This window comes from Bradyrhizobium barranii subsp. barranii (genome assembly GCF_017565645.3).
Taxonomy (GTDB): Bacteria; Pseudomonadota; Alphaproteobacteria; order Rhizobiales; family Xanthobacteraceae; genus Bradyrhizobium; species Bradyrhizobium barranii.
On sequence record NZ_CP086136.1, the window covers coordinates 10,651,400 to 10,674,320 of the forward strand.

24 protein-coding genes, 1 tRNA gene and 2 pseudogenes are annotated in these 22,921 nt (G+C 64.1%); 16 read left to right on the plus strand and 11 right to left on the minus strand.

Features of this window, described 5'->3' with window-relative positions; translation table 11 throughout:
* The first annotated feature begins 10 nt into the window (after positions 1-10).
* The 7 genes and pseudogenes from J4G43_RS51520 to J4G43_RS51550 all read left to right on the plus strand — a co-directional run bounded on the left by J4G43_RS51520 (position 11) and on the right by J4G43_RS51550 (position 9,174).
* Complete coding sequence (locus J4G43_RS51520) at positions 11-1,195, plus strand: substrate-binding domain-containing protein (protein ID WP_208083668.1); 1,185 nt, start codon at positions 11-13, stop codon at positions 1,193-1,195.
* 64 nt (positions 1,196-1,259) lie between these two features.
* Positions 1,260-2,024, plus strand: a complete 765-nt coding sequence (locus J4G43_RS51525; protein ID WP_028155337.1) for an ABC transporter ATP-binding protein — start codon at positions 1,260-1,262, stop codon at positions 2,022-2,024.
* The gene (locus tag J4G43_RS51530; RefSeq protein ID WP_166066215.1) at positions 2,021-2,743 is read left to right on the plus strand and encodes an ABC transporter ATP-binding protein; all 723 of its coding nucleotides are present in this window, start codon (positions 2,021-2,023) and stop codon (positions 2,741-2,743) included. Before J4G43_RS51525 ends, J4G43_RS51530 begins: the two co-directional genes overlap by 4 nt.
* A complete protein-coding gene (locus J4G43_RS51535; RefSeq protein ID WP_208083669.1) occupies positions 2,740-3,750 on the plus strand; it encodes a branched-chain amino acid ABC transporter permease in 1,011 nt (336 codons plus the stop codon). Before J4G43_RS51530 ends, J4G43_RS51535 begins: the two co-directional genes overlap by 4 nt.
* Positions 3,747-4,827 (plus strand): annotated as a pseudogene (locus J4G43_RS51540) (branched-chain amino acid ABC transporter permease). Before J4G43_RS51535 ends, J4G43_RS51540 begins: the two are co-directional and overlap by 4 nt.
* A gap of 174 nt (positions 4,828-5,001) precedes the next feature.
* Positions 5,002-8,111, plus strand: a pseudogene (locus tag J4G43_RS51545) (bifunctional diguanylate cyclase/phosphodiesterase).
* A gap of 1 nt (position 8,112) precedes the next feature.
* Positions 8,113-9,174, plus strand: coding sequence for a sensor domain-containing diguanylate cyclase (locus J4G43_RS51550; RefSeq protein ID WP_208083670.1), 1,062 nt, complete (start codon positions 8,113-8,115; stop codon positions 9,172-9,174).
* Positions 9,175-9,209: 35 nt separating this feature from the next.
* Here J4G43_RS51550 and J4G43_RS55225 read toward each other — a convergent pair whose 3' ends face one another.
* A complete protein-coding gene (locus tag J4G43_RS55225; RefSeq protein ID WP_249814914.1) occupies positions 9,210-9,659 on the minus strand; it encodes a hypothetical protein in 450 nt (149 codons plus the stop codon).
* Here J4G43_RS55225 and J4G43_RS51555 point away from each other — a divergent pair.
* The 6 genes from J4G43_RS51555 to J4G43_RS51580 all read left to right on the plus strand — a co-directional run bounded on the left by J4G43_RS51555 (position 9,552) and on the right by J4G43_RS51580 (position 13,919).
* Positions 9,552-10,694, plus strand: coding sequence for an MBL fold metallo-hydrolase (locus J4G43_RS51555; protein ID WP_249814912.1), 1,143 nt, complete (start codon positions 9,552-9,554; stop codon positions 10,692-10,694). The genes J4G43_RS55225 and J4G43_RS51555 overlap by 108 nt on opposite strands.
* 1 nt (position 10,695) lies before the next feature.
* On the plus strand, positions 10,696-11,325 hold the full coding sequence (locus tag J4G43_RS51560; protein ID WP_225005632.1) for a hypothetical protein: 630 nt from the start codon (positions 10,696-10,698) through the stop codon (positions 11,323-11,325).
* Positions 11,294-11,608, plus strand: a complete 315-nt coding sequence (locus tag J4G43_RS51565) for a hypothetical protein (RefSeq protein WP_225005633.1) — start codon at positions 11,294-11,296, stop codon at positions 11,606-11,608. The genes J4G43_RS51560 and J4G43_RS51565 overlap by 32 nt, the downstream gene beginning before the upstream one ends.
* Before the next feature lie 25 nt (positions 11,609-11,633).
* Positions 11,634-12,353, plus strand: a complete 720-nt coding sequence (locus J4G43_RS51570) for a metallophosphoesterase family protein (protein ID WP_208083672.1) — start codon at positions 11,634-11,636, stop codon at positions 12,351-12,353.
* 103 nt (positions 12,354-12,456) lie between these two features.
* Positions 12,457-12,533 (plus strand) — tRNA-Arg (locus tag J4G43_RS51575).
* 453 nt (positions 12,534-12,986) lie between these two features.
* Positions 12,987-13,919 carry a ferritin-like domain-containing protein gene (locus tag J4G43_RS51580; protein ID WP_208083673.1) on the plus strand — a complete coding sequence of 311 codons (933 nt, stop codon included), beginning with the start codon at positions 12,987-12,989 and terminating at the stop codon, positions 13,917-13,919.
* A 36-nt stretch (positions 13,920-13,955) separates the two neighbouring features.
* Here J4G43_RS51580 and J4G43_RS51585 read toward each other — a convergent pair whose 3' ends face one another.
* Entirely contained in the window at positions 13,956-14,165 is a 210-nt protein-coding gene (locus J4G43_RS51585; protein ID WP_014491045.1) for a hypothetical protein, read from the minus strand.
* A 94-nt stretch (positions 14,166-14,259) separates the two neighbouring features.
* Positions 14,260-14,703 carry a TspO/MBR family protein gene (locus tag J4G43_RS51590; protein ID WP_208083674.1) on the minus strand — a complete coding sequence of 148 codons (444 nt, stop codon included), beginning with the start codon at positions 14,701-14,703 and terminating at the stop codon, positions 14,260-14,262.
* Positions 14,704-14,746: 43 nt separating this feature from the next.
* Between J4G43_RS51590 and dinB the strand changes: the two genes are divergently transcribed.
* Positions 14,747-15,847, plus strand: coding sequence for a DNA polymerase IV (gene dinB, locus J4G43_RS51595; RefSeq protein ID WP_208083675.1), 1,101 nt, complete (start codon positions 14,747-14,749; stop codon positions 15,845-15,847).
* 123 nt (positions 15,848-15,970) lie between these two features.
* Here the strand turns inward: dinB and J4G43_RS51600 are convergent, their stop codons facing one another.
* The 3 genes from J4G43_RS51600 to J4G43_RS51610 all read right to left on the minus strand — a co-directional run bounded on the left by J4G43_RS51600 (position 15,971) and on the right by J4G43_RS51610 (position 17,477).
* Positions 15,971-16,264, minus strand: a complete 294-nt coding sequence (locus tag J4G43_RS51600) for a hypothetical protein (protein ID WP_063980077.1) — start codon at positions 16,262-16,264, stop codon at positions 15,971-15,973.
* A gap of 205 nt (positions 16,265-16,469) precedes the next feature.
* Positions 16,470-16,763, minus strand: a complete 294-nt coding sequence (locus J4G43_RS51605) for a DUF1330 domain-containing protein (RefSeq protein WP_208083676.1) — start codon at positions 16,761-16,763, stop codon at positions 16,470-16,472.
* Positions 16,764-16,787: 24 nt separating this feature from the next.
* The gene (locus tag J4G43_RS51610; RefSeq protein ID WP_063980078.1) at positions 16,788-17,477 is read right to left on the minus strand and encodes a DNA-3-methyladenine glycosylase I; all 690 of its coding nucleotides are present in this window, start codon (positions 17,475-17,477) and stop codon (positions 16,788-16,790) included.
* A gap of 212 nt (positions 17,478-17,689) precedes the next feature.
* On the opposite strand from J4G43_RS51610, the gene J4G43_RS51615 reads away from it, so the two are divergent.
* On the plus strand, positions 17,690-18,517 hold the full coding sequence (locus J4G43_RS51615; protein ID WP_208083677.1) for a metallophosphoesterase family protein: 828 nt from the start codon (positions 17,690-17,692) through the stop codon (positions 18,515-18,517).
* Here J4G43_RS51615 and J4G43_RS51620 read toward each other — a convergent pair.
* From J4G43_RS51620 to J4G43_RS51640, 5 genes are all read right to left on the minus strand, one after another.
* Positions 18,456-18,944 carry a Crp/Fnr family transcriptional regulator gene (locus tag J4G43_RS51620; protein WP_071917051.1) on the minus strand — a complete coding sequence of 163 codons (489 nt, stop codon included), beginning with the start codon at positions 18,942-18,944 and terminating at the stop codon, positions 18,456-18,458. The two genes, J4G43_RS51615 and J4G43_RS51620, sit on opposite strands and share 62 nt — an antisense overlap.
* A 76-nt stretch (positions 18,945-19,020) precedes the next feature.
* Complete coding sequence (locus J4G43_RS51625; RefSeq protein WP_208083678.1) at positions 19,021-19,557, minus strand: GNAT family N-acetyltransferase; 537 nt, start codon at positions 19,555-19,557, stop codon at positions 19,021-19,023.
* A 121-nt stretch (positions 19,558-19,678) separates the two neighbouring features.
* Positions 19,679-20,419: a di-trans,poly-cis-decaprenylcistransferase gene (locus J4G43_RS51630; RefSeq protein ID WP_063980082.1), complete on the minus strand. Its 741-nt coding sequence runs from the start codon at positions 20,417-20,419 to the stop codon at positions 19,679-19,681.
* 28 nt (positions 20,420-20,447) lie between these two features.
* Positions 20,448-20,822, minus strand: coding sequence for a winged helix-turn-helix domain-containing protein (locus J4G43_RS51635; RefSeq protein ID WP_063985952.1), 375 nt, complete (start codon positions 20,820-20,822; stop codon positions 20,448-20,450).
* Positions 20,809-21,426 (minus strand): hypothetical protein, encoded by a 618-nt coding sequence (locus J4G43_RS51640; protein WP_028155350.1) that lies wholly within the window; start codon positions 21,424-21,426, stop codon positions 20,809-20,811. Before J4G43_RS51640 ends, J4G43_RS51635 begins: the two co-directional genes overlap by 14 nt.
* Before the next feature lie 204 nt (positions 21,427-21,630).
* Here J4G43_RS51640 and J4G43_RS51645 point away from each other — a divergent pair, with 204 nt between their 5' ends.
* Positions 21,631-22,875 carry a S1C family serine protease gene (locus J4G43_RS51645; protein ID WP_208083679.1) on the plus strand — a complete coding sequence of 415 codons (1,245 nt, stop codon included), beginning with the start codon at positions 21,631-21,633 and terminating at the stop codon, positions 22,873-22,875.
* Positions 22,876-22,921 lie beyond the last annotated feature (46 nt).

Below are 22,921 nucleotides of genomic sequence, written 5' to 3' on the forward strand. Positions count from 1 at the left end.
GGAAATCATCGTGCGTCGATCGCTCATTCTCACGGCAGCCATCCTCGGCCTGGCCGCGAACACCTCCGCGCAGGCCGACGACCTCAAGGTCGCGCTGATCTACGGCAAGACCGGCCCGCTCGAAGCCTATGCCAAGCAGACCGAAACCGGCCTGCAGATGGGTTTTGAATACGCCACCAAGGGCACCATGACGCTCGACGGCCGCAAGATCGTCGTCATCACCAAGGACGACCAGGGCAAGCCCGACCTGTCGAAGGCCGCGCTCGCGGAAGCCTATCAGGACGACAAGGCCGACATCGCGATCGGCACGACCTCTTCGGCCGCGGCGCTGGCCATTCTTCCCGTCGCCGAAGAGAACAAGAAGATCCTGATCGTCGAGCCGGCGGTTGCGGACCAGATTACCGGCGAGAAGTGGAATCGCTACGTCTTCCGCACCGGGCGCAACTCCTCGCAGGACGCGATCTCGAACGCGGTCGCGATCGGCAAGCAGGGCGTCACCGTTGCGACGCTGGCGCAGGACTACGCTTTCGGCCGCGACGGCGTCGCCGCCTTCAAGGAAGCGCTCGCCAAGACCGGCGCGACGCTCGCCGCGGAAGAATACGCCCCGACCAACACCACCGACTTCACCGCGGTCGGCCAGCGCCTGTTCGACGCGCTGAAGGACAAGCCCGGCCGCAAGGTGATCTGGGTGATCTGGGCCGGCGCCGGCAATCCGCTGGCCAAGCTGCAGGACATGGACCCGAAGCGCTACGGCATCGAGCTCTCGACCGGCGGCAACATCCTGCCGGCGCTCGCCGCGTATAAGGGCCTGCCCGGTATGGAAGGCGCGACCTATTACTACTACGAGATCCCGAAGAACCCGGTGAACGACTGGCTCGTCGCCGAGCACCAGAAGCGCTTCGACGCGCCGCCGGACTTCTTCACCGCGGGTGGTTTTGCCGCCGCGATGTCCGTCGTCGCCGCCGTCACCAAGGCGAAGTCGACCGACACCGAGAAGCTGATCACGGCGATGGAAGGCCTGGAGTTCGACACGCCGAAGGGCAAGATGGTGTTCCGCAAAGAGGACCATCAGGCGCTGCAGAGCATGTATCACTTCAAGGTCAAGGTCGATCCGAACGTCGCCTGGGCCGTGCTCGAGCCGGTGCGCGAGCTGAAGATCGAGGACATGGACGTTCCGGTCCGCAACAAGCGTTGAGATCAAATTCCCTCTCCCCGCATCGGCGGGGAGAGGCTTCTTCCACATTCCCAGAGTTCTCCCGATGGCCCTGACGTTAGAGACGCGCGACCTCACCATCCGCTTCGGCGGTCATGTCGCGGTCAACAACGTCACCTGCACGTTCCGCCCCGGCGAGCTCACCGCCATCGTCGGGCCGAACGGCGCCGGCAAGACCACCTATTTCAACCTGATCTCGGGCCAGCTGCGCGCTTCACACGGCAGCATCCTGTTCGACGGCACCGACATCACGCAGCATTCCGCGCCGCTGCGCACCCGCGCCGGCCTCGGCCGCGCCTTCCAGCTCACCAACCTCTTTCCGAACCTCACCGTGGAAGAGAACGTCCGCCTCGCGGTGCAGGCCGCCAGCGGCACCCATTACGACATGCTGCGGCCCTGGATGGTCCGCCGCGACCTGATCGCCCGCGCCGATGCCATCCTCGACCAGGTCGCACTCGGTAATCGCCGCGGCGTCGCGGCGACTGCGCTGTCGCATGGCGACCAGCGCAAGCTCGAGGTGGCGCTGATGATCGCGCTCGAGCCCAAAGTGTTCATGTTCGACGAGCCGACCGCGGGCATGAGCATCGACGAGGTGCCGGTCGTGCTGAACCTGATCGCCCAGCTCAAGCAGGACAAGAGCAAGATCATCCTCCTCGTCGAGCACAAGATGGACGTGGTGCGCTCGCTCGCCGACCGCATCATCGTGCTGCACAACGGACAACTTGTCGCCGACGGTCCACCGGCCGAGGTGATCGCCTCGCCGATCGTGCAGGAAGCCTATCTCGGCGTTGCTCCAAAGAGTGCCGCATGACCGATCTGCTCAAACTCTCCGGCGTGCACACGCATATCGGCCGCTACCACATCCTCCAGGGCATCGACCTCGCGGTCCCGCAGGGCCAGACCACCATGCTGCTCGGCCGCAACGGCGCCGGCAAGACCACGACGCTGCGCACCGTCATGGGCCTGTGGCAGGCCTCCAGCGGCGAAATCACGCTCGCAGGCGAGCGCATCGAGAGCCGCGCCACGCCCGACATCGCGCGGCTCGGCGTCGGCTACGTGCCGGAGAGCATGGCGGTGTTTTCCGACCTCACGGTGAAGGAAAACCTGGTGCTGGCGGCGCGCGACGGGCCGCTCGACGACACCCAGCTCGACTGGATCTTCGGCTTCTTCCCCGCGCTGCGCCGGTTCTGGCTGTCGCGCGCGGGAAGCCTCTCGGGCGGACAGAAGCAGATGTTGTCGATCGCGCGCGCCATCGTCGAGCCGCGCAAGCTGCTGCTGATCGACGAGCCGACCAAGGGATTGGCGCCCGCGATCGTCATGGCCCTGATCGAGTGCCTGAAGGAGATCAAGCGCAAGGGCGCGACGATCCTGCTGGTCGAACAGAATTTCTTTGCCGCCCGCGAGCTCGGCGACAACGTGCTGGTCATGGACAACGGCACCATCGTTCATCGCGGCGAGATGGCGGCGCTCGCCGCCGACGTGGCGCTGCAGGAGCGGCTGCTCGGCCTGAGCCTGGAGGCGCATCAGTGACTGAACTCGCCGCAAATGATCCGCTGCCGAAGCCGAAGCGCGATCTCGCGCCGATCCTGCTGCCGATCGCGCTGGCGCTTGCGATGATTCCTCTGGTGGGATCACCCAGCACCTGGCTGACGCTGACCGCCGCGAGTCTTGCCATGGGCATGATGATCTTCATCATGGCCTCGGGGCTGACGCTGGTGTTCGGCCTGATGGACGTGCTCAATTTCGGCCACGGCGCCTTCATCGCCGTCGGCGCCTATGTGGCAACCCTCGTGCTGGCGCCGTTCGCGGCCTCGATGCAGGCGGATTCACTCTGGATCAACCTCGCGGTGCTGGCGCCGGCGGCACTGCTGTCGATGGCGGTGTCCGGCGCGCTCGGCCTGGTCGTCGAGCGCGTGCTGATCCTGCCCGTCTATGGCCAGCATCTGAAGCAGATCCTGATGACGACGGGCGGCCTGATCGTCGCCGAGCAGACGCTCTATGCGCTGTGGGGACCGCAGATCATCCCGACGCCCCTGCCGACATCGCTGCGCGGCTCCTTCATCCTCGGCGACGTCGCGATCGCCAAATACCGCGTGCTGGCGATGCTGATCGGCCTCGCGGTGTTCATCGCGATCCAGCTCGTGCTCAACCGCACCAAGCTCGGCCTGCTGATCCGCGCCGGCGTCGAGAACCGCGAGATGGTCGAGGCGCTCGGCTATCGCATCCGCCGCCTGTTCCTCGGCGTGTTCATGACGGGATCGGCGCTCGCCGGCCTCGGCGGCGTGATGTGGGCGCTCTATCGCGAGCAGGTTCACGCCTCCATGAGCGACGACCTCACCGTCCTGATTTTCATCGTCGTCATCATCGGTGGCCTCGGCTCGATCGGCGGCTGCTTCATCGGCGCCATCCTGGTCGCGATGGTCGCCAATTACGGCGGCTTCCTGGTGCCGAAACTCGCCCTCGTCTCCAACATCCTGCTGATGGTCGCCATTCTGATGTGGCGGCCACGCGGCCTCTATGCGGTGACCAGCCGATGATGCTCCTGTCGGGCGATCCGCCGAAGAGCCGCGTGCTCACGCTTCTCCTCATCGTCATCATCCTGGCGCTGGCGGCGACGCCGTTCCTGTTCCCGGGTGCCAAGGCGCTGAACGTCGCGGCCAAGATCTGCGTCTTCGCCGCGCTCGTCGCCTCCTACGATCTGCTGCTCGGCTATACCGGCTCGGTGTCGTTCGCCCACACCATGTTCTACGGCATCGGCAGCTACGCCATCGCGATCGCGCTGTACGGGATGGGCCCGAACTGGGCCGCGGTCGCAACCGGCATCGTCGTCGGCCTGCCGCTCGCGGCACTGCTCGCGCTCGCGATCGGCCTGTTCTCGCTGCGGGTCGCCGCGATCTTCTTTGCCATGATCACGCTCGCGGTCGCCTCCGCCTTCCAGGTCTTCGCAGCTCTCCTGGCTGACCGGTGGCGAGGACGGGCGCAGCTTCCAGCTGCCGGAATTGCTGCGGCCCGGCACGGTGCTGATCTCCAAGAACCTGTTCGGATTCGAGATCAACGGCCGCATCCTCACCTTCTACCTGGTGTTCGCCGTCTCGGCCCTGATGATCCTCGCTTTGTTGCGTGTCGTGAACTCGCCGTTCGGACGCGTGCTCCAGGCGATCCGCGAGAACCGCTTTCGCGCCGAGGCGCTCGGCTTTCGCACCGTCTTCCACCTGACCTACGCCAACTGCCTCGCCGCGCTGGTCGCCGCCAGCGCCGGCATTTTGAACGCGCTGTGGCTGCGCTATGCCGGCCCCGACACCTCGCTCAGCTTCTCGATCATGCTGGACATTCTGTTGATGGTGGTGATCGGCGGCATGGGCACGATCTACGGCGCGATCATCGGCGCCACCATCTTCATCCTCGCCCAGAACTACCTGCAATCGCTGATGGGCGTCGCCTCCAAGGCGGCGAGCGAAGCCGGCCTGCCGTTGCTGCCGGGGCTGTTGCATCCCGATCGCTGGCTGCTGTGGCTCGGGCTGCTGTTCATCGCCAGCGTCTACTTCTTCCCGACCGGCGTCGTCGGACGTTTGCGCAATGCCGGCCGCGACAAGAGCGCGGGCGCTTCGCATTAAGCTGCGGTTAATGATGCAGCGCAGCGGTTGTGATGGGCGCGGCACAACCGCGACGTGATTCACGCCCCACTGCATACGGGCGCGACTGCACAACCGGATTAATGCTTAGGTAACTGGCTTTCCTAAGGTTTGCGCCATTTGTGCGGTGTATTCCTGTCCTTCCAGGGAGGGGGAATGCGTCAGGTCTTTTCCACGGTGACAGCCGGAATGTCATCAGCCGCGACCAACGGCTGGGCGGCCTTGGCGCGGCGTGGTCCTGTCCTCTGGCTGACCCTGTGCGGCGTGTTGCTGGTCGCCGGGATCTTCGCCGTGACCGCCATGGCCGTCGGCGAATTCCGCGAGCGGACCCTGGCCAACCGCGAGCGCGAGCTGGAAAACACGGTGCAGCTGATCGCGCGGCACTTCGATCAGCAATTCCAGGATTCCGACGTCGTCGCCGCCGACCTGATCGGGCAGATGAACCTGCCGGAGATCACCTCGCCGGCGATGTTCCGCGAGCGCATGTCCGGGCTCGCGACGAACCAGATGCTGCGGAGCAAGATCAGCTCCGTCTCCTATCTCGGCGACATCGCGATCTACGATGCCGACGGCGAGCTGATCAACTGGTCGCGGGCCGAGCCGCTGCCCAAGATCAACGTCTCCTCGCGCGCCTATTTCCAGACGTTCAAAACCGATCCGATGGCCGAATCGGTCATCCTGGAATCCGTCCGCAGCTTCATCATCGGCAAATGGACCACGATCGTCGCGCGGCGGCTGAGCGGCGCGGACGGCACCTTCCTCGGCGCCATGGTCCGGCGGATCGATCCGGACAGCTACCGGCAGTATTTCGCTTCTGTCGCACTTGCCGAGGGTACGGCGATCTCGCTATTCGATCGCGAAGGCAAGATGCTGGCGCGCTATCCACATGTCGAGGAGCTGATCGGCAGGAATTTCAAGGACGCGCCGCTGATGCGCAAGATGCTGGCCGAGGGCGGCCGGCACACGCTGCGCGTCAAGGGACCGATCGACGGCGAGGACCGCCTCGGCTCGGGGGCCTCGCTGTCGCATTTCCCGCTGGTCATCGTCGCGACCAACACCACGAGCGCCGCGCTGGCCGACTGGCGTCAGCAGACCGGCTTCATGGTCACCACGGCAACGCTTTCGGCGATCGTGATCGCATTGATCCTCTTCCTGATCATCCGCCAGATCAGCCGGCAGAACCGGGAAGCCCAGGAGCGGATCGAAGCGGAACGGCTGCGGCTCGACACCGCCCTGAACAACATGTCGCAAGGGCTGATCCTGTACGACGCCGCCGGATTTATCGTCACCTGCAACCGCCGCTACTCCGAGATGTTCGGCCTGTCCGACGACGTCATCAAGCCCGGCTGTCACATCCGCGAGGCGATGCAGCATCGCAAGGAGCGTGGCTCGTTCGGCGGCGACGTCGAGACGTTTTGCACCGATGTGATGCGGGTCGTCGCCGAGGGCAAGGTCTCCAGCAGGATCCACGAACTGCCCAACGGCCGCGCCTTCCAGGTCATCAACACCCCGCTGGCGCAGGGCGGATGGGTCGCCACGATCGAGGAAATCACCGAGCGGCGCAATCTGGAGCAGGAGCGCGACCGCAACTACATGTTCCTGCGCGAGATCATCGATCACATCCCCTCGCAGATCACGGTGAAGGATGCCCTGACGCGGCAATATCTGCTGGTCAACCGGACCGCCGAGGAGCAGTTCGGCCAGTCGGGTGACGTCATCGTCGGCAAGACTCCTTTCGACATGTATCCGGAGGCCGCCGCCAGGATCGTCAACGACGACGACAGCAAGGCGCTGCAGGCGCCCGGGGGATTGTTCAAGGACGAGCACGCCTGGCAGAGCCAGACCAAGGGACCGCGCTACATCACCTCGACCCGGATCGGCATTCGCGACAAGTCCGGCGAGCCGCGCTACCTCATCAGCGTCGTCGAGGATGTCACCGAGCGGCGGCGCGCCCACGAGAAGATCGCGCATATGGCGCATTACGATGCGCTGACCGACCTGCCGAACCGCACGCTGTTCCGCGAACAGATCGAGCGCGAGCTGGCGAAGGTCGCCGGCGGCGAGCAGTTCGCGCTGCTCTATATCGACGTCGACGAATTCAAGGGCATCAACGATTCGCTCGGCCATCACGTCGGCGACGAGCTGCTGAAGGCGATCGCGACCCGGCTGCGCGGCTGCCTCAAGAAGAGCGACCTGATCGCGCGGCTCGGCGGCGACGAATTCGCCGTGATCCAGAGCGGAATCCAGTCCTCTGCGGACGTGCTGTCGTTCGTGACGCGGATCTACGAGGCGATCCGCCAGCCCTATCACTGCCTCGGCCATCAGCTCTCCACCGACGCCAGCATCGGCATCGCGCTGGCGCCGCAGGACGGGACCGATCTCGACCAGCTCATCAAGCACGCCGATCTTGCGATGTACGGCGCCAAGGCCGAAGGACGCCGCACCCATCGCTTCTTCGAGCCGGAGATGGATGCGAGCGCCAAGGCGCGCCTGACCATGGAGCAGGATTTGCGCCAGGCGCTGGTGAACGGCGGCTTCGAGATCCACTACCAGCCGCTGGTCGACCTGCGCACCAACGACGTGTCGGGCTGCGAGGCGCTGCTGCGCTGGCGGCATCCCGAACGCGGCTGGGGTCGCCGGCAGAGTTCATTCCGATCGCCGAGGATACCGGCCTGATCAACGAGCTCGGCGACTGGGTGCTGCGCATGGCCTGCAACGAGGCCGCGACCTGGCCGGCGCATGTGCGGATTGCGGTCAACGTCTCGCCGGTGCAGCTCAAATGCGACACGCTGGCGCTGCGGATTGCGGGCGCACTCGCCGCCTCCGGGCTCTCTCCCTCCCGGCTCGAGCTCGAAATCACCGAGGCCGTGCTGATCCGCGACGACGAGGCCGCGCTCTCGATCCTGCACCAGCTCCGGTCCATCGGCGTGCGCATCGCGCTCGACGATTTCGGCACCGGCTATTCCTCGCTGAGCTATCTGAAGCGCTTCCCGTTCGACAAGATCAAGATCGACCGCTGCTTCGTCGCCGACATCGCGGAGACCAGTGGCGCGCCCGTGATCGTGCAGGCGGTGGTGAACATCGCCGCGGCGAGCCACATGACCACCGTCGCCGAGGGCGTCGAGACCGAGGCGCAGCGCGAGATGCTGCGCGCGCTCGGCTGCACGGAGATGCAGGGTTATCTGTTCAGCAAACCGAAGCCCGCCGCCGAGGTGCGAAAGCTGTTCGGTCCGAACGATGCCGCGCCGGTGGCGGCGGTGGCCTGAGATGGCGAAGCCGCGGAAAACGTCAGCGAAAGGCGTCGACGTCGCGGATTCCTATGCCGTGCGGCTGATGCAGCATCTGGTGGTGCCGACCTTCGTGATCGACCCCAAGCGCCGCGTCGTGATCTGGAACAGAGCCTGCGAGCGGCTGACCGGCGTCCCCGCCGCGGAGGTGATCGGCACGACGAAACACTGGCAGGCCTTCTACGAGACCCGGCGCCCCTGCCTCGCCGACCTGGTCGCGCTCGACCGTCCCGAGCAGCTGCCGGAGTTTTATTCGGAATATGCCGCACGCGGCCACAACGGGCTCGGCTTTTCCGCGGAGAACTGGTGCGTGATGCCCAAGCTCGGCAGCCAGCTCTATCTCGCGATCGACGCCGGTCCTATCCACGACGAGGCCGGCCATCTGATCGCCGTGGTGGAGACGCTGCGCGACCTCACCGATCAGAAGCGCGCCGAGATGGCGCTGAAGGAGCTCGCCACCAAGGACGGGCTGACCGGCCTGTCGAACCGGCGCGCCTTCGACCAGATGCTGATGAGCGAATGGGCTCGCGCCCAGCGGACGCAGAAGCCGATGGCGCTGCTGTTCGTCGACGTCGATCATTTCAAGCTGTTCAACGACCGGCACGGCCACCAGAGCGGCGACGAATGCCTGCGCGCGGTCGCTGATGTCGTCAGCCGCCATGCCGTACGCCCGCTCGACCTCGCCAGCCGCTATGGCGGGGAAGAGTTCGCGCTGATCCTGCCCGACATGGAGTGCGATGCCGCCTGCGCCATCGCCGAGGAGATCCGCGGTGCCGTCATGGCCTTGCGGATCGCTCATGGCGCTGCTGGCGCCGGCAACCACGTCACCCTCAGCGTCGGCGTCGCCAGTCATATTCCCACTGAGGCCGACGGCAGCCCCGACCGGCTGCTGGGTGCGGCCGACGAGGCGCTCTATGCGGCAAAACGGCTCGGCCGCAACCGCGTCATCTGCTCCGAGCGGGTGCTGGCGGAGTTTGCGCGCGCCGATCGCGACGCGCCCGCCATTCCCATCGTCGCCAATCGCCGGTCCGGCCGCGGCTGACGTTCATCCCACCGAAGGTTCTATTGCGTTCGGCCTCACCAGCAGGTGATGTTGCGCCGGAACAACACGGACATTTTCTTCTCGAAAAGCCGCAATTTCTCGGGCGCTCGTTTGAATATAGATAAGTCGTTGCCTGGAGCCGTATTCGCTTTGAAATTTCCCCGCCCATCTCGCAGTGCCCTCCCCTCCGCCAAAAACGCCATCGCCTGGTCGCGAGTGACGGCCGAACCCGGCTCGGCCGCCAAGACCAACCGCTGATGACCGAAGCAGCCGGTTCGTTTCGCGGACGTGTCCACCGCGGAACGCAGCAAATTGGTGGCACCTGCATCGAGCTCGAGGCCGCGGGCGAGCGAATCCTGCTCGACCTTGGCCTTCCGCTGGATGCCGACGGCGCGTCCGACGATCTTCTCCCGCCGGTGGCCGGGCTTCGCGTCGAAGATCCAACCCTGCGTGCGGTTGTCCTGTCGCACGGACACGGCGATCATTGGGGTTTGCTTCCCCTGTGCAGACCCAATGTCCCCCTCGCCATGGGCGCTGCGACCGCGCGCATCATGTGTGCGGCAGCTCCTTTCGTGCCCAACGCCTTCGTGCCCAATGCTTCATTCGAGCTGAACGATCGCAGAACCTTCCAGATCGGCCCGTTCAGCATCACGCCCTATCTTGTCGATCACTCGGCCTATGATGCCTATGCGCTGCTGATCCAGGCTGCCGGCCGGCGTCTGTTCTACAGTGGCGACATTCGTGCGCACGGTCGCAAGGGCGGTCTGTTCGAGCGATTGGTGAGCCATCCGCCCCGCGGTATCGACACGATGCTGATGGAGGGGTCGAGCCTCGGCCGTCTCGACGAGCACACGCAATTCCCGACGGAGGACGACATCGAGGCGCGGCTGACCCAGAGTTTTAAACAGCCAGGCTTCGTCATCCTCTCGGCGTCCGCGCAGAACATCGATCGCATCGTCAGTATCTATCGCGCCTGCAAGCGTAGCGGCCGGACGCTGCTGCTGGATCTCTACGCAATGGAGATATTGCGGGCCACCGGCAACGAGCGCCTGCCGAACGTCGACTGGCCCAATTTATCGGTCTATGTGCCGGAATATCAACGGCGGCAGATCGCAAGGAACAAGCGCTTCGACCTGCTGGATCCGTACAAATCCGCACGGATCTACCGCGAGCGCATCACCGAGATCGCCGATCGCACCGTGATGCTGTTTCGCCCGGCGATGGCCGACGACGTGGAGACCGCAAATCTCTGGCCCGGCACCAGAGCGATCTGGTCGCAATGGGACGGATATCTGAAGGACGGTCCTGGCGCCAGACTGAAGGCGGATCTCGCGACACGCGGCGTTCCCATCGAGATCATCCACACCTCGGGCCGCGCCAGCATCCTGGATCTCAAGCGGCTCGCGAACGCAATACAGCCGGACAGGCTGGTGCCCGTTCACACATTCGAAGGCGAGAGTTTCTCCAGATATTTTGACAACGTCACGCGACGCAGCGATGGCGAATGGTGGGAGGTATGAGATGCACTTCAGACGCGGAATCCGGGGCGACGACTTTCGCAAGGCACTCGAGACACTCGCCCAGCAGGATGGGTGGTGGAAAGACGTTCTCGCCGATCCCACACTCATCATCGGCATTCGGGACGAGTACCTGAACGTCTATTGGCAGGGACAATCCATCTTCAAAGTGTCATTCAAGGGCGGGAAGGTGACCGCCTCGACGCACGAAAAGTATCTGCTGAATCCGGACTTGAAGGATCAGGTTTCGCTCGTCGAGGGGAAGTTCGCCTTCGGCAAGGCCGAGCAAAGGATGCTGACGCGCGACTACGAAGGCGCAGAGACGCTGGCGAAGCTCAAAAGGGCCGCATCGCCCTATTCCGGACAGGAGAAGGAAGGCGTCCACGAGATCGCGACGTCCAATCTCTCCGTCGTCGACGTCGAGATTGCGATCAACGCATCCGGCGTCCCCGGCATCAAGCGGAACCTCCCCCGCACGGACCTGGCGAACTTCGAAACGACGGCGACCGGCGTGGATCTAGTGTTCTGGGAGGCCAAGACGTTCAGCAACCCCGAGCTGGAGAACGGCGACATTGTTCGGTCAGCTCGGGGACTATCAGAAGGTGATCGACCTTCACAAGACGGAGTTCGATGACAGCTATCGATGGATTGCGAAGAATCTGGCCGAGATGGCGGAATGGAGCAACGGACACCGCAATGTGGCTGCGGCGATCAGCGCCGTTGCGGACGGGGCCAAGCTCAACGTGAGCAGCGCCAATGTCGGGCTGCTCGTGTATGATTTCACCGCGGTTCAACGCGATCGCAAGGACAAGGAAGGCAAGACGCTGAACGACAGAGTGATTGAATCGCTCGCGAAGGTGGGCGTGGGTCCGGAGCGGATCAGGTTCAAAGGCACGACAAAGGGTCTCACCATCTAAGTTGGCACGCGGGAGAAACCTGGCTTTGCATCTTCCCGAGCACGAAGAGCTCACCTTCGCGATCGGCGACATCCACGGCTGCTTTGAGAAGCTGACGTCGCTTCTCGCCGCGTGCGACCAGATTCGCGGCCAGCGGAGCGCCCAGTTCGTCCTTGTCGGAGACTACATCGACAGGGGGCCCCAAAGCCGCGAGGTGATGGATTTTCTCGTCGGCAGCGAGGGGAAGCAGGACCGCCCCTTCGTCTGTCTGCGGGGCAACCATGAGGAGATGCTGCTTCGCGCGGCCGACATGGAGCGCACCGACCGCGACCTGATGAATTGGTGGGGAAACGGCGGCGAGCAGACGCTCGACAGTTACGGGATCGACGATCCGGCCGATCTGCCGCGCGAGCATCTCGACTGGATCCGCGCGCTTCCGCTGATGAAAATGGAGCATGGACGAATTTTCGTCCACGCAGGACTACGGCCGGACGTACCGGTGGCGTCGCAGTCCGAGCGAGACTTGCTCTGGATCCGGGAACCCTTCCTGTCGTCGGATCATGACCACGGGCTTTTCGTTGTCCATGGCCATACGCCGGTCCGGTCCGGGACAGCTGATCTGCGAGCCAACCGGTTGAATCTGGATACCGGCGCCTGCTTTGGCGGCCCGCTCACCGCGGCCGTGTTCGCCACCTCGGAGACGGGCCCGTTGATGTTCGTGACCGATTCCGGCGAGATCTCGGCACCGGCCGCCCTCCGGGATTGAAGAGCGAAGCATAAGACCAGGAATTGGGCGATGCCGGGCGTCCGGGCCCGGGCAAAGCGGAGGTTGCCCACCCCCCGCCAATCGGCTAAATGAACCTCGACTAGCACCCGTAGCTCAGCTGGATAGAGCGTTGCCCTCCGAAGGCAAAGGTCACACGTTCGAATCGTGTCGGGTGCGCCAGTCTCCTTACTCTTTACCGAGACTGTGTGCCGGACCGAGACTGTGCGCCGGCTTTTGACGCTGTGACGGCACCATCCATCAAATGTTGCGGCTCGCAATCTGGCCTTCGCGACGTCGCGCGCGCGTCCGGCCGCTAAGCACGTCGAATGGAAAAGCGGTCACAAATCTCTGACCAGCCGCGCAATTGATTGCACCCTTAAATTGTACTATTGTTCCTGGGTTGCGGAAAATGAGCCTGATCGCAGCATGTTTCTGGTCGCGATCATCGGGGCGGGTCCGATTGTAGGCGTGATGTCGCAGACCGATATCCGGCTATTGTCGGATTGAATCACCCTGGGAGCGCGCTCGTCCCGCAAGCAATGAGCCAACACGGGACCTGCTTGACGACGTCGGTCCAGTGGCGGCGCCAGGAACAGGGCTTCGCAATCAAGCGAGTCGGGAGAGGTGCTTCAGATGAAAACCATCGCCCAGTTCGTCGAGGATCGCATTACGACGCTGTCCGACCTGAAAGACGCACTCCAGACCGCGATGCAATTGGAGTTCTCCACCATCCCGCCTTATCTTTGCGCGCAATGGTCGATCAACAGCGACCCGGGCGGCGTCGGCGGTATGATTGAGGACATTGTGGTGCAAGAGATGTATCACTTTGCCCTGGCAGGCAACATGCTGACCGCGATCGGCGGCGTGCCATCCATCGCCAATGCGGCCTTCATTCCGAGCTACCCGACCAACGTCCTGCCCGGAGGAATTCTGCAAAAGTTGCCCGTTGATCTGAAGCCGCTTACGCCAGATCAAGTTCAGGTCTTCATGCAGATCGAGTATCCGGAATTTCCACCGGTCGCGCTCACCGCAAGAACGGGACCCGCGACGATCGGTGATTTCTACGATGCGATCGCCGAGGGTTTCACCACAGTCAATCCCACGATCAATGCCAGCGCTTTCGCGGTCAATTCGGGGGAAGCAACGCCGATCAAGAGCATCGACAATGCGCAGGCGGCGATCCTGCTGATCAAGGGCGAAGGTGAAGGTACGGAAGGCTCTCCTGACCAACCCCCAACCGGCAATGCAACATTCGCCCACTATTATGTCTTCAAGGAAATCTACACCGAGAAAACGCTGGTGCAGGATGCGGCTGGCCATTGGAGCTTTACGGGAGCACCAATCCCGTTTCCGACCTGGTTCGATTTTCAGCAATCGACCGTCACACCGAGTCCGTCACTTGCGTTCAACCAGGCCCTGTCGCAGCTCTTGATCGGGCTTCAAACGTGCTGGACAAGCGGTACAAGACCCGGCATCGGCGCCATGTTCACACTTCAGTCGCTTGGCACGGACCTCATCCAGCAAGGCATTCGTCCTGAGTTCCTATGGGCGCCTCCGTCGGCATGAACTCCGGATCTACCGCCTGCCTCCCAGAGCAAGCACTCACGTCAGCATCGAGATGATCGACTGGATCTGATCGGAGGCGGACGTCACCAGGGCGTCATACGACGTATGACCGTGCGCGGCAGCCTTCAAAATGCATTCGGCGACAGCGGCTTTCAGACCGAACACCGACTGATCGGCCGGTACGCTCGCCATCACGGTCTCGAGGGCCTGGCGCATGGTCTGAATGAGCTCGGAGCTGTATTGCATTGGCTGTCCTCCGCGCTCCCATATAGGAACGCGTGCCTAGGCTCGCCACTCACAAGCCTGAGATTTCTCTTTGATGAACCTTGGACAGATCGCCTCAATTCAAGCGCCAGATGGCCGCATTGAGCAGGCCGGCAAAGGCGACCCAGGCTGCGTAAGGCACGAACAACGCGGCGGCCAGCCTGTCCCGTGATGTCTCGAGGCTGACGTAGGTCACGATCGCGACGAACAGACAGATGAGGATGACGAGCGCGGCGCCGATCTGGTGCATCGTGAACATCACCGGCGACCAGACGATATTGAGCGCCAGTTGCGCGACCCAGACCTGCATGGCTCGACCCGACGGCTCACGGCGAAAAGTCCGCCAGCCCGCAACCGCGATCATAATGTAAAGGATAGTCCACGCCACCGGGAACGCCCAGTTCGGCGGCACAAAACCCGGCTTGGCAAGGGCCGCATACCATTCTCCCGGAAGATTGGTCGCACCGATCAGCCAGCCGATGCCGACCACACCGACGACGAAGGCCAATAGCTGAAGCATCCATCACCTCGCGCTTCTCTTCGGGCAATTGTATCATCGACCCATGAGCGAATCCGGCACGGCGACTGGCGAGGCCTCGCCCGTCCGCAAGATCATCCATATCGACATGGATGCCTTCTATGCGTCCGTGGAGCAACGCGACAATCCGGAGCTGCGCGGCAAGCCGGTCGCGGTCGGCGGCTCCGCGGAACGCGGCGTCGTCGCGGCCGCGAGCTACGAGGCCCGCAATTTCGGCGTTCGCTCCGCGATGCCGTCGGTGACCGCGAAGCGGCAATGTCCCGACCTGATCTTCGTCAGGCCGCGGTTCGAGGTCTACAAGGCGATCTCCAGGCAGATCCGCGACATCTTCGCCGAGCACACGCCTGTTATCGAGCCGCTGTCGCTCGACGAGGCCTATCTCGACGTGACGGAGAATTTGCAAGGCATCCCGCTGGCGCGGGACGTCGCCTTGCTGACCCGTGAGAAGATCAAGGCCGAGACCGGCCTCAATGCTTCGGCGGGCATCTCCTACAACAAGTTTCTGGCAAAGCTCGCCTCCGATCATCGCAAGCCCAACGGTCAGTTCGTGATCTCGCCGGAAATGGGGCCCGCCTTCGTCGAGACGCTGCCCGTCGGCAAGTTCCACGGGATAGGCCCCGCGACCAGTGCGAAGATGAATGCGCTCGGCCTGTTCACCGGCCTCGACATCCGCAACCAGACGCTGGAGTTCATGAACGCGAATTTCGGCAAGTCGGGCGCCTATTACTACTGGATCTCACGCGGCGTCGACGAGCGGCCGGTCCGGGCCAACCGGATTCGCAAGTCGATCGGCGCGGAGACGACGTTCTCGACCGACCTCGACGAATACGGCGCGCTGGCCGCCGAGCTCGAGCCGCTCGTCGACAAGGTCTGGCGCCATTGCGAGACGACCGGCAACCGCGGCCGCACCGTCACCCTGAAGATCAAATTCGCCGACTTCGAGATCATCACGCGCAGCAGGTCCGTCACGGCGCCGGTTGCAGGCCGGGACGATCTGGGGCGGCTGGCCTGCGGCTTGCTCGAAGCCGAGATACCGCTACCCAAGCGCGTCAGGCTGCTGGGGGTGTCGCTTTCTTCCCTCCAGGACAGCGACGATGCGGAGCCGCAGCTGACTTTCGGTATTTGAACCAGACTGGAAAGACCCTCCGCGAACACGACATCTTTGTCCGCGGCGCGGCTCCAAACCAGCCATGGAAGGTGGCGGGATTTTCAGACCCGCCACCCGTAGAAGCCGATCCGCTCGGGCCAATCAATGCCTCACGTGCTCGAACACGACGATCACACCCGTCGGCTCCGGCTCGTGGGCCATCAGGCGCGTAAGGTCGGCATCGCTCCAGTTGGCGAGGCTGACGACTTCGCCGGTCTGGCGCTCGGCGCCGACCGACGGGGTCGGCTCGAGCACCTTCAGGCCCGTTTCGTCGACGAAGAAAGTGTGTTCGCCGAACATGCTGTTGAGTTGCGGCATGGCGGGATGTTCGTCGGGCAGCACCTGGGCGCCGAGTTGGTTGACGGTCTGCTTCACCTGTTCGGATGTGAGCTTCATGAGCTGCTCCGTTTCTGTCGTGCCGGGTTTCAGTGAGTTGAGCCAAAACGGGCGTTCCCTGCGCCTGTGTCGCCTGGCTCAAATTCCCGAACGGGTGTTGCGCACGAATGTTCCGGAAAAATGCATTTCGTGGTCGCGAGTTTCATCCGCCGCGCTCACGGCACGGGATCGCCACACGATGCACACGATCCGCCTGTCGATGGCGCTATTCGGCGGCTTCGACGATCCGGATGTCGCGGTCGGCACCGTCGCCGAGCAGGTCGTGAGCGGCCTTGTAGGCGGGACTTTCATACGCCGACTTGGCTCGCTCGACGCTGTCGAACTCGATGAGAACGACGCGTTCCATCAGGCCGTGCTCGTAGGCCGCAACCGGCATCCCGCGCGCGAGCACGCGTCCACCGGCGGCCTCGATGGCCGGACGCGACAGCTTGGCGTAGGCCGCCATGGCGTCGCGGCTCTTGATCGCGCGGTAGGTGGCAACCCAATAAGCTTTTGCCATTTTGTTTCTCCTTGTTCTCGTGAACTAGTGCTCGCCTCGGTTCTCGCCAACCGAGAGCGCGCAGATGCGTGACAGATATGTGTAGGGCAGACCGGTCTCCTCGGCCCAGGCGTTGAACTGTGCCTGCACCTTTGCGAGATCGCCCTTGGACTTCACCTCTTCGGCGATGTCGAGGCCGGCATCGCGCAGGCAGGCGACGACATCCCTGGAGGTGACAAAACCATCCCAGCCGACGAAGCGCAGCAGCATCTGCCCTGTATTGCCGCCGAGCCGGCTGCCGCGCTTGGTGAGGAGATCGAGCAGGCCGACCTCGTTGGATGGCGGCCACTTCGCCAGAAACTTGCCGAAGCTGCCGTGCTCTTTTGCGATCTCCTGGACGAAGCTGGCGTTGTCGCGCACCGACATGATCTTGGCGCCGTTGCGCACGATGCGCGCGTCGCGCACGAGGCCCTCCCAATAGTCCTCCGGTTGGAAGGTGAGCTTGGCCGGCTGGAAATGCAAAAACGCCGCTTCAAAGCCGTCCCATTTCGAATCGATCACGCTCCAGGCAAAGCCCGCGCAAAACACCCGCCTGGTCATCTCGGCGAGGATGCGATCGTCGCCGAGCTTGGCCAGCCCCTTCAGGTCGGGCTTTTCGGGCATCAGCTTGTCCAGCGCCTTGGGGCCGCCCTTGCGTTTCTCGGCGCGGGCACGAATGGTCTTGAAGGAGGTCATGCGGATACGGGCGGTTGAGGATGCGCCACGACATCAGAATTCGATGACACGGTCCAGCCCTGCGGTGCTCGGCCACCTGCGCACGCCAATGCACCGCAGCATGCGGCCGGCCATTGGCCTGACGAAGACAGCGGCCATTCTGGTCTGCTTCTTGCTTTATAAATAACGTTTTGGAATTCCCAGACCTTTTCAAACCCGCCCATGGATTTTCAATGCGTTGCCTGGTCGTGGCCGATTTGCACTACTCGCTGCCGCAGCTCGACTGGCTGGTCAGCGCGGCGCCGCAGTTCGACCTCGTGATCTTCGCCGGCGATGCGCTCGACATCGGCTCGATGGTGGATTTTCGCGCGCAGATCGTGGTGGTGAAGAAATACCTCGCGCTGCTCGCGGCGCAGACGCGCGTGATCCTCTGCTCCGGCAATCACGATCTCGACGAGCGCAATGCGGAGGGCGAAAAGATCTCGCGCTGGATCTCGGAGGTGCGGGAGCTCGGGATCATTTGCGACGGCGACAGCCTCACCATCGGCGACACACTGTTCACGGTGTGCCCGTGGTGGGATGGCCCGCTGGTCAAGCAGCGCATCGTCGAGCAGCTGCGCGACGCCGCCGCCAATCGCCCGCAGCGCTGGATCTGGGCGCATCATGCGCCGCCGGCGAATTCACCGACGAGCTGGGGCGGCAAGCGCTTCTTCGGCGATGTCGATCTGGTGCAGTGGATCATGCAGTATCAGCCGTCGATGGTGATCTCGGGCCATGTTCACCAGTCACCCTTCATCGCCGACGGCTCGTGGTTCGACCGGCTCGGGCAAACATGGGTCTTCAACGCCGGCCTGCAACCGGGACGGCCGCCGACGCATGTCGTGCTGGATCTCGCTGCGGACAAGGCGTTCTGGCTGGCAGCGGGCGAAGCGCAGTGGATCGACCTCGGCGCGCCGCTGAAGCGGCCCGCAAACACCATCGAGGAGCCGCCGGACTGGCTCACATCCTTGGATCGGATTGCCGATCCGAGCCTGGCGAGACCTCGAGCGGCGGCAGGTTGATCATGCTCTGGAGCACCTCGCCGACCATGGCGAGATGCGTGCCGTGGCCGGCATATTGCCGCTTGAGATCGGCGAGATAGGTGTTGGCGACGTTGAGCCGCTGCGCCAGCGTGCGCGCGAGCAGCAGCGCGACCTCGGGCCGCTGGATGAGGAATGACGCCGCGTCCTCGAACTCATAGATGACCGAATCCGAGCTGGCCCGCACCGTTGCCGTATGTGGCAACCCGAGCAGCACGGACATCTCGCCGAACACGGCGCCGGGCTCGGTGATGGTCGCGACCACCGTGTCGCTCTTGAGCACCTCGAGCTTGCCCTCGACGAGGACGTAGAGATGGCCGCTGCTGGTGCCGCCCTCGGTAACGACCGACGTGCCGGCCTTGACCTGCCGCTCCGTTCCGCCGGTGCAATGATCCAGAACTGCGCGCATCGCCGAAGCTCCCATCGCTGGGGAAATCCAGGCGATACTAGAGCACGATCCGTGCCAGGCGGCAACGCGCGGACGGCTATCGCGACAGGCGCTTTGCGAGATGAACCGACTGCCAGTCTCCGAGGCCGGTATCCCGGAAGCCTGCCTTCTTCGCCAGACCGCGCATCTCGGCATTTGTCCGCGCAGTCTCGGCGGCTATCATCTCATGGCCAAGATCGGTCGCCCGCGTCTCCATCGCCGTCATCAACTGCAAGCCGAGGCCCAGGCGCTGGAACGCATCGGCGACCGAGATGGCAAACTCGCCATGCCGTGCAGTGGCATCATAGGCGTAGTTCGCTTCGCCGATGATGGTGTGCTGCCCTCCCTGCCTGACTTCGGCAAGCAGGGTGAAATGATCGGGACGGCCCGTCCTCGCCACGCATTCGGCCGCGACCAGGGCGAAGTAGGTACGCGCGCCCATGAAGCGCTTGTTGCGTGACGCCGTGGACAGGCCGGTGAAATAGACCGACAGGTTCTCGACGTCGGATACGCTGGCGGTCCTGATGCAGACCATGCCCCTCGCTTCGGCCAGTTCGAGCGCCTCGACGACGGCTCCCGGAAACAACAGTGACATGCGTGATGCTCTCGGCAGGTTGCGTGGCTCGCACACCTAACCGAGGCCGCGCTTCCGCGACTTGGACACCACTGCCAATCATGCGGCTGAAAACGAACAGCTCGTTGTCCCGTGCCGTACATCACACACGGGAGAGTGACGGCACCTCGTCGGGCATGATCGCCTGGAGGCCGCCGAAGCGGCGCTCGCGGCCGTGGAAGGACGCCAGAGCCGCGGAGAGATCGCCCGCGTCGAATTCGGGCCACATCCGCTCGGTGAAGTGCAGCTCGGCATAGGCGCCTTCCCAGAGCAGGAAGTCCGACAGCCGCTTCTCGCCGGAGGTGCGGATGATGAGATCGACGTCGCGAAGGCCGGCTTCGCCGGTGACGAGCTGCGAGAAGGCTTCGCGGGTGAGGCTCGTCAGTGCCGCCGCCTTCGCTGCGGCGTTGAGGATGGCGTCGCGCGCGGAATAGTCGACCGCGATGCGCAGGTGAAGCGCGCTGCCGTGCGCCGTGGCGTCCTCCGCGCGCGCGATCGCATTGGCGATGCCGTCGGGCAGACGGTCGCGTCGACCGATCACGGTGAGGCGCACGCCGTTCCTGGCGAGGCTCTGCACCTCGTTGGCGAGATAGAAGCGCAGCAGCGTCATCAGCGCGGCGACTTCGGTCTTCGGCCTGCGCCAATTGTCGGTGGAAAAGGCGTAGAGCGTCAGCGTCCCGATGCCCTGCTTGGGTGCGGCCTCGACGATGCGGCGGATCGCCTCCACGCCGGCCTCGTGGCCGCGCAGGCGCGACAGGCCGCGGCGCGTCGCCCACCGGCCGTTGCCGTCCATGATGATGCCGACGTGAAGCTTCTCGTTGCGAGAGGTCATGTCGCTTTGCATTGCAAAGTCTCCGGTCAAAAAAGGGGGATCAGGTCGAGATGATGCCGAGACGGCCGAGCGGCGGCGCGTCGCGGCCGGCGGCCTTGGCGGCGTCGCGCACCAGCCGCTCGAGCACGGCGAGATAGTCGAGGAAGCGGCGGCGACCGGCCTTGGTCAGGCGGCAGGTGGTGTGCGGGCGGTTGCCCTCATAGCCTTTGGTCACCTCGACGAGGCCGGCCTCCTGGAGCACGGCGAGATGCCGGCTGAGATTGCCGTCGGTGAGGCCGCAGAGCTGCTTGAGGTCGGCGAACGCCAGACCCTTCGGATGCGCCATCAGCGAGGTCAGAAGCCCGAGCCTCGCCTTCTCGTGGATGACGCGGTCGAGCCCTTCATAGGAGAAGGGTGCGCTGTCAGTCTTCGACATCATGGTCTCCGGACGCGAAATACAGAATGCCCGCCATCACCGACTGCCCGATCACGAAGGGCAGCCCCATGGTCCACGGCGATAGCGTGTGAGTCCGGCTCGCGAGCACCACGACCGCGAAGCCGGAAATAAAATACCAGGCGCCGGCGAGCGCGACGGTGCGCGGCAGCGAGCGGACGGAAGCGAAAATGCCGAGCGACACGAGGATCTGCCACAGGCCGGGCAACAGCCACAGCGTCTCGCTCGCGAACTTCCACATCACCACCGCGAGCAGCACGCCGGCGACGCCTGCGGGCAGGAACTGCTCGACCGCTTGATGGATCATGGCATCGGCCAGGCCCGAGTGATGGCGGCGCGAGCGCGCGCGCATCTCGATGCCGATCATCAGAACGGAGAGCACCGCGGCCATGAACCAGCCGAAGAAGAAGCCGACCGGCTCGCTTGTGGGATCGCCGAGCAGCCAGAATTGGAGGATTGCGGTAAGAAGCGCGACGGCGCCCGTCGCAGCGATCGTCGCCGGGCCATAGCCGCGGAACGCCGTGCCCGCCGCAATCTGGTTGCGGATCGCCACGATGTCGGCCAGTGCCTTGTCGAGATCGCGCATTGGCAACGCCAAAACCCCGCTCCGCCCAATTAACCGGGACCGCCCGTCCCGTCACTTTGTACCGCAAAGTATATCGCACCGCAAAGTAAAGGCAAGCCCGGAAGTCGCAGCCGGATGGTTCGATCCGCATAAACAACTGCCGGTTGCGCCGCACGACCTCGGCCGGATAAGATGGCTTCAAAAGCATTCCGGGGGGAAGGAAGTATGTGGCTTAAGTCATTTGTCGTTGCGTCTCTGTTGCAGGTGAGCGTCGCCGGCATCGCGCATGCGAAGGGACCATTCGGCAGCGTCAATGTCGGCAACTGGATCGGCGGCGCCTTCAGCAATGACGAGACGGGCGCTTTCTCCCATTGCGCCGCGACGACGCCTTATGCGAACGGCGTCATCCTCGTCGTGAGCCAAAATGCCGCCGGCACATGGTCGCTCGCCTTTGCGAGTCCCAGCTACCGCTTCAACAAGGGCGAGAACGCCGCGATCGACGTGACCTTTGACGGGCAGGAGCAAGCCAGGCTGTTCGCCACGGCGTACCAGCCCAACATGCTCACGGCCATCATGCCGGTCAATGTTGTGCGCACGTTTCAGAAGGCGAGCCTGATGGTGGCGACAGCCGGCCGCGCCGTTCTGAATTTCGATCTGACATCGACCGGGCCGGTGATCGCCGCATTGGCCAATTGCGTGACCAAGGTGAAAGCCGACGGGCTCGACAAGGCCGGCGACTTCACCAAGATGGCCGCCAAGCCGCAGCCTGCGCCGGACAAGCAGGCGCCGCCGGCCGGCAGCAAAGTTGCCAGGGCCAAGACCGGCACCGGCTTCGTGGTCAGTGCGAACGGCCATGTCGTCACCAACAACCATGTGATCGACGGCTGCGTCGGCGACATCAAGGGCAACCTCACCGGTGAGGCCGCGATGGTGCTGCGCGTCGTATCGAGCGACGTCAACAACGATCTCGCTTTGTTGCAGGCGCCGTCGACGACGACATTCAAGGACTTTGCGCGGATCCGCGATCGCTCGATACGCTCCGGCGATTCCGTCATCGTAATCGGCTTTCCCTTCCATGGTTTGCTCACGTCGGACTTCACCGTGACGACCGGTATCGCGAGCTCGCTCAGCGGCATGCGCAACGACACGCGTTTCCTGCAAATCAGCGCGCCGGTGCAGCCCGGCAATAGCGGCGGCCCGCTGTTCGACACCACCGGTCAGATCGTGGGCGTGGTCACCGCAAAGATCCCCGCGCTGCGCATCGTCGCTGCGACCGGCAACATTCCGGAGAACATCAACTTCGCCATCAAGACCGGGATGCTGCGCGACTTCCTCGACAATTCCGTGGTGCCCTACCAGACCGCCGAACCGAAGGGCGAGCTCAAGACCACCGACATCGCCGGCAACGCGAGGCCGTACACGATGCTGATCTCGTGCAACGGCACGGAGCAGGCCGACGCGAAGCGGTAGACTGCGCTTCAGCCTCCGCTGTCATGCCCCGCGCAGTGTTTAGCCC

Excerpts from the sequence above, each read along its gene's own strand:
- J4G43_RS51525 (WP_028155337.1), top strand. The coding sequence starts at position 1,260 with ATGGCCCTGACGTTAGAGACGCGCGACCTCACCATCCGCTTCGGCGGT.
- J4G43_RS51530 (WP_166066215.1), top strand. The coding sequence starts at position 2,021 with ATGACCGATCTGCTCAAACTCTCCGGCGTGCACACGCATATCGGCCGC.
- J4G43_RS51550 (WP_208083670.1), top strand. The coding sequence starts at position 8,113 with ATGGCGAAGCCGCGGAAAACGTCAGCGAAAGGCGTCGACGTCGCGGAT.
- J4G43_RS55225 (WP_249814914.1), bottom strand. The coding sequence starts at position 9,659 with ATGATCGCCGTGTCCGTGCGACAGGACAACCGCACGCAGGGTTGGATC.
- J4G43_RS51560 (WP_225005632.1), top strand. The coding sequence starts at position 10,696 with ATGCACTTCAGACGCGGAATCCGGGGCGACGACTTTCGCAAGGCACTC.
- J4G43_RS51580 (WP_208083673.1), top strand. The coding sequence starts at position 12,987 with ATGAAAACCATCGCCCAGTTCGTCGAGGATCGCATTACGACGCTGTCC.
- J4G43_RS51585 (WP_014491045.1), bottom strand. The coding sequence starts at position 14,165 with ATGCAATACAGCTCCGAGCTCATTCAGACCATGCGCCAGGCCCTCGAG.
- J4G43_RS51590 (WP_208083674.1), bottom strand. The coding sequence starts at position 14,703 with ATGCTTCAGCTATTGGCCTTCGTCGTCGGTGTGGTCGGCATCGGCTGG.
- dinB (WP_208083675.1), top strand. The coding sequence starts at position 14,747 with ATGAGCGAATCCGGCACGGCGACTGGCGAGGCCTCGCCCGTCCGCAAG.
- J4G43_RS51600 (WP_063980077.1), bottom strand. The coding sequence starts at position 16,264 with ATGAAGCTCACATCCGAACAGGTGAAGCAGACCGTCAACCAACTCGGC.
- J4G43_RS51605 (WP_208083676.1), bottom strand. The coding sequence starts at position 16,763 with ATGGCAAAAGCTTATTGGGTTGCCACCTACCGCGCGATCAAGAGCCGC.
- J4G43_RS51610 (WP_063980078.1), bottom strand. The coding sequence starts at position 17,477 with ATGACCTCCTTCAAGACCATTCGTGCCCGCGCCGAGAAACGCAAGGGC.
- J4G43_RS51615 (WP_208083677.1), top strand. The coding sequence starts at position 17,690 with ATGCGTTGCCTGGTCGTGGCCGATTTGCACTACTCGCTGCCGCAGCTC.
- J4G43_RS51620 (WP_071917051.1), bottom strand. The coding sequence starts at position 18,944 with ATGCGCGCAGTTCTGGATCATTGCACCGGCGGAACGGAGCGGCAGGTC.
- J4G43_RS51625 (WP_208083678.1), bottom strand. The coding sequence starts at position 19,557 with ATGTCACTGTTGTTTCCGGGAGCCGTCGTCGAGGCGCTCGAACTGGCC.
- J4G43_RS51630 (WP_063980082.1), bottom strand. The coding sequence starts at position 20,419 with ATGCAAAGCGACATGACCTCTCGCAACGAGAAGCTTCACGTCGGCATC.
- J4G43_RS51635 (WP_063985952.1), bottom strand. The coding sequence starts at position 20,822 with ATGTCGAAGACTGACAGCGCACCCTTCTCCTATGAAGGGCTCGACCGC.
- J4G43_RS51640 (WP_028155350.1), bottom strand. The coding sequence starts at position 21,426 with ATGCGCGATCTCGACAAGGCACTGGCCGACATCGTGGCGATCCGCAAC.
- J4G43_RS51645 (WP_208083679.1), top strand. The coding sequence starts at position 21,631 with ATGTGGCTTAAGTCATTTGTCGTTGCGTCTCTGTTGCAGGTGAGCGTC.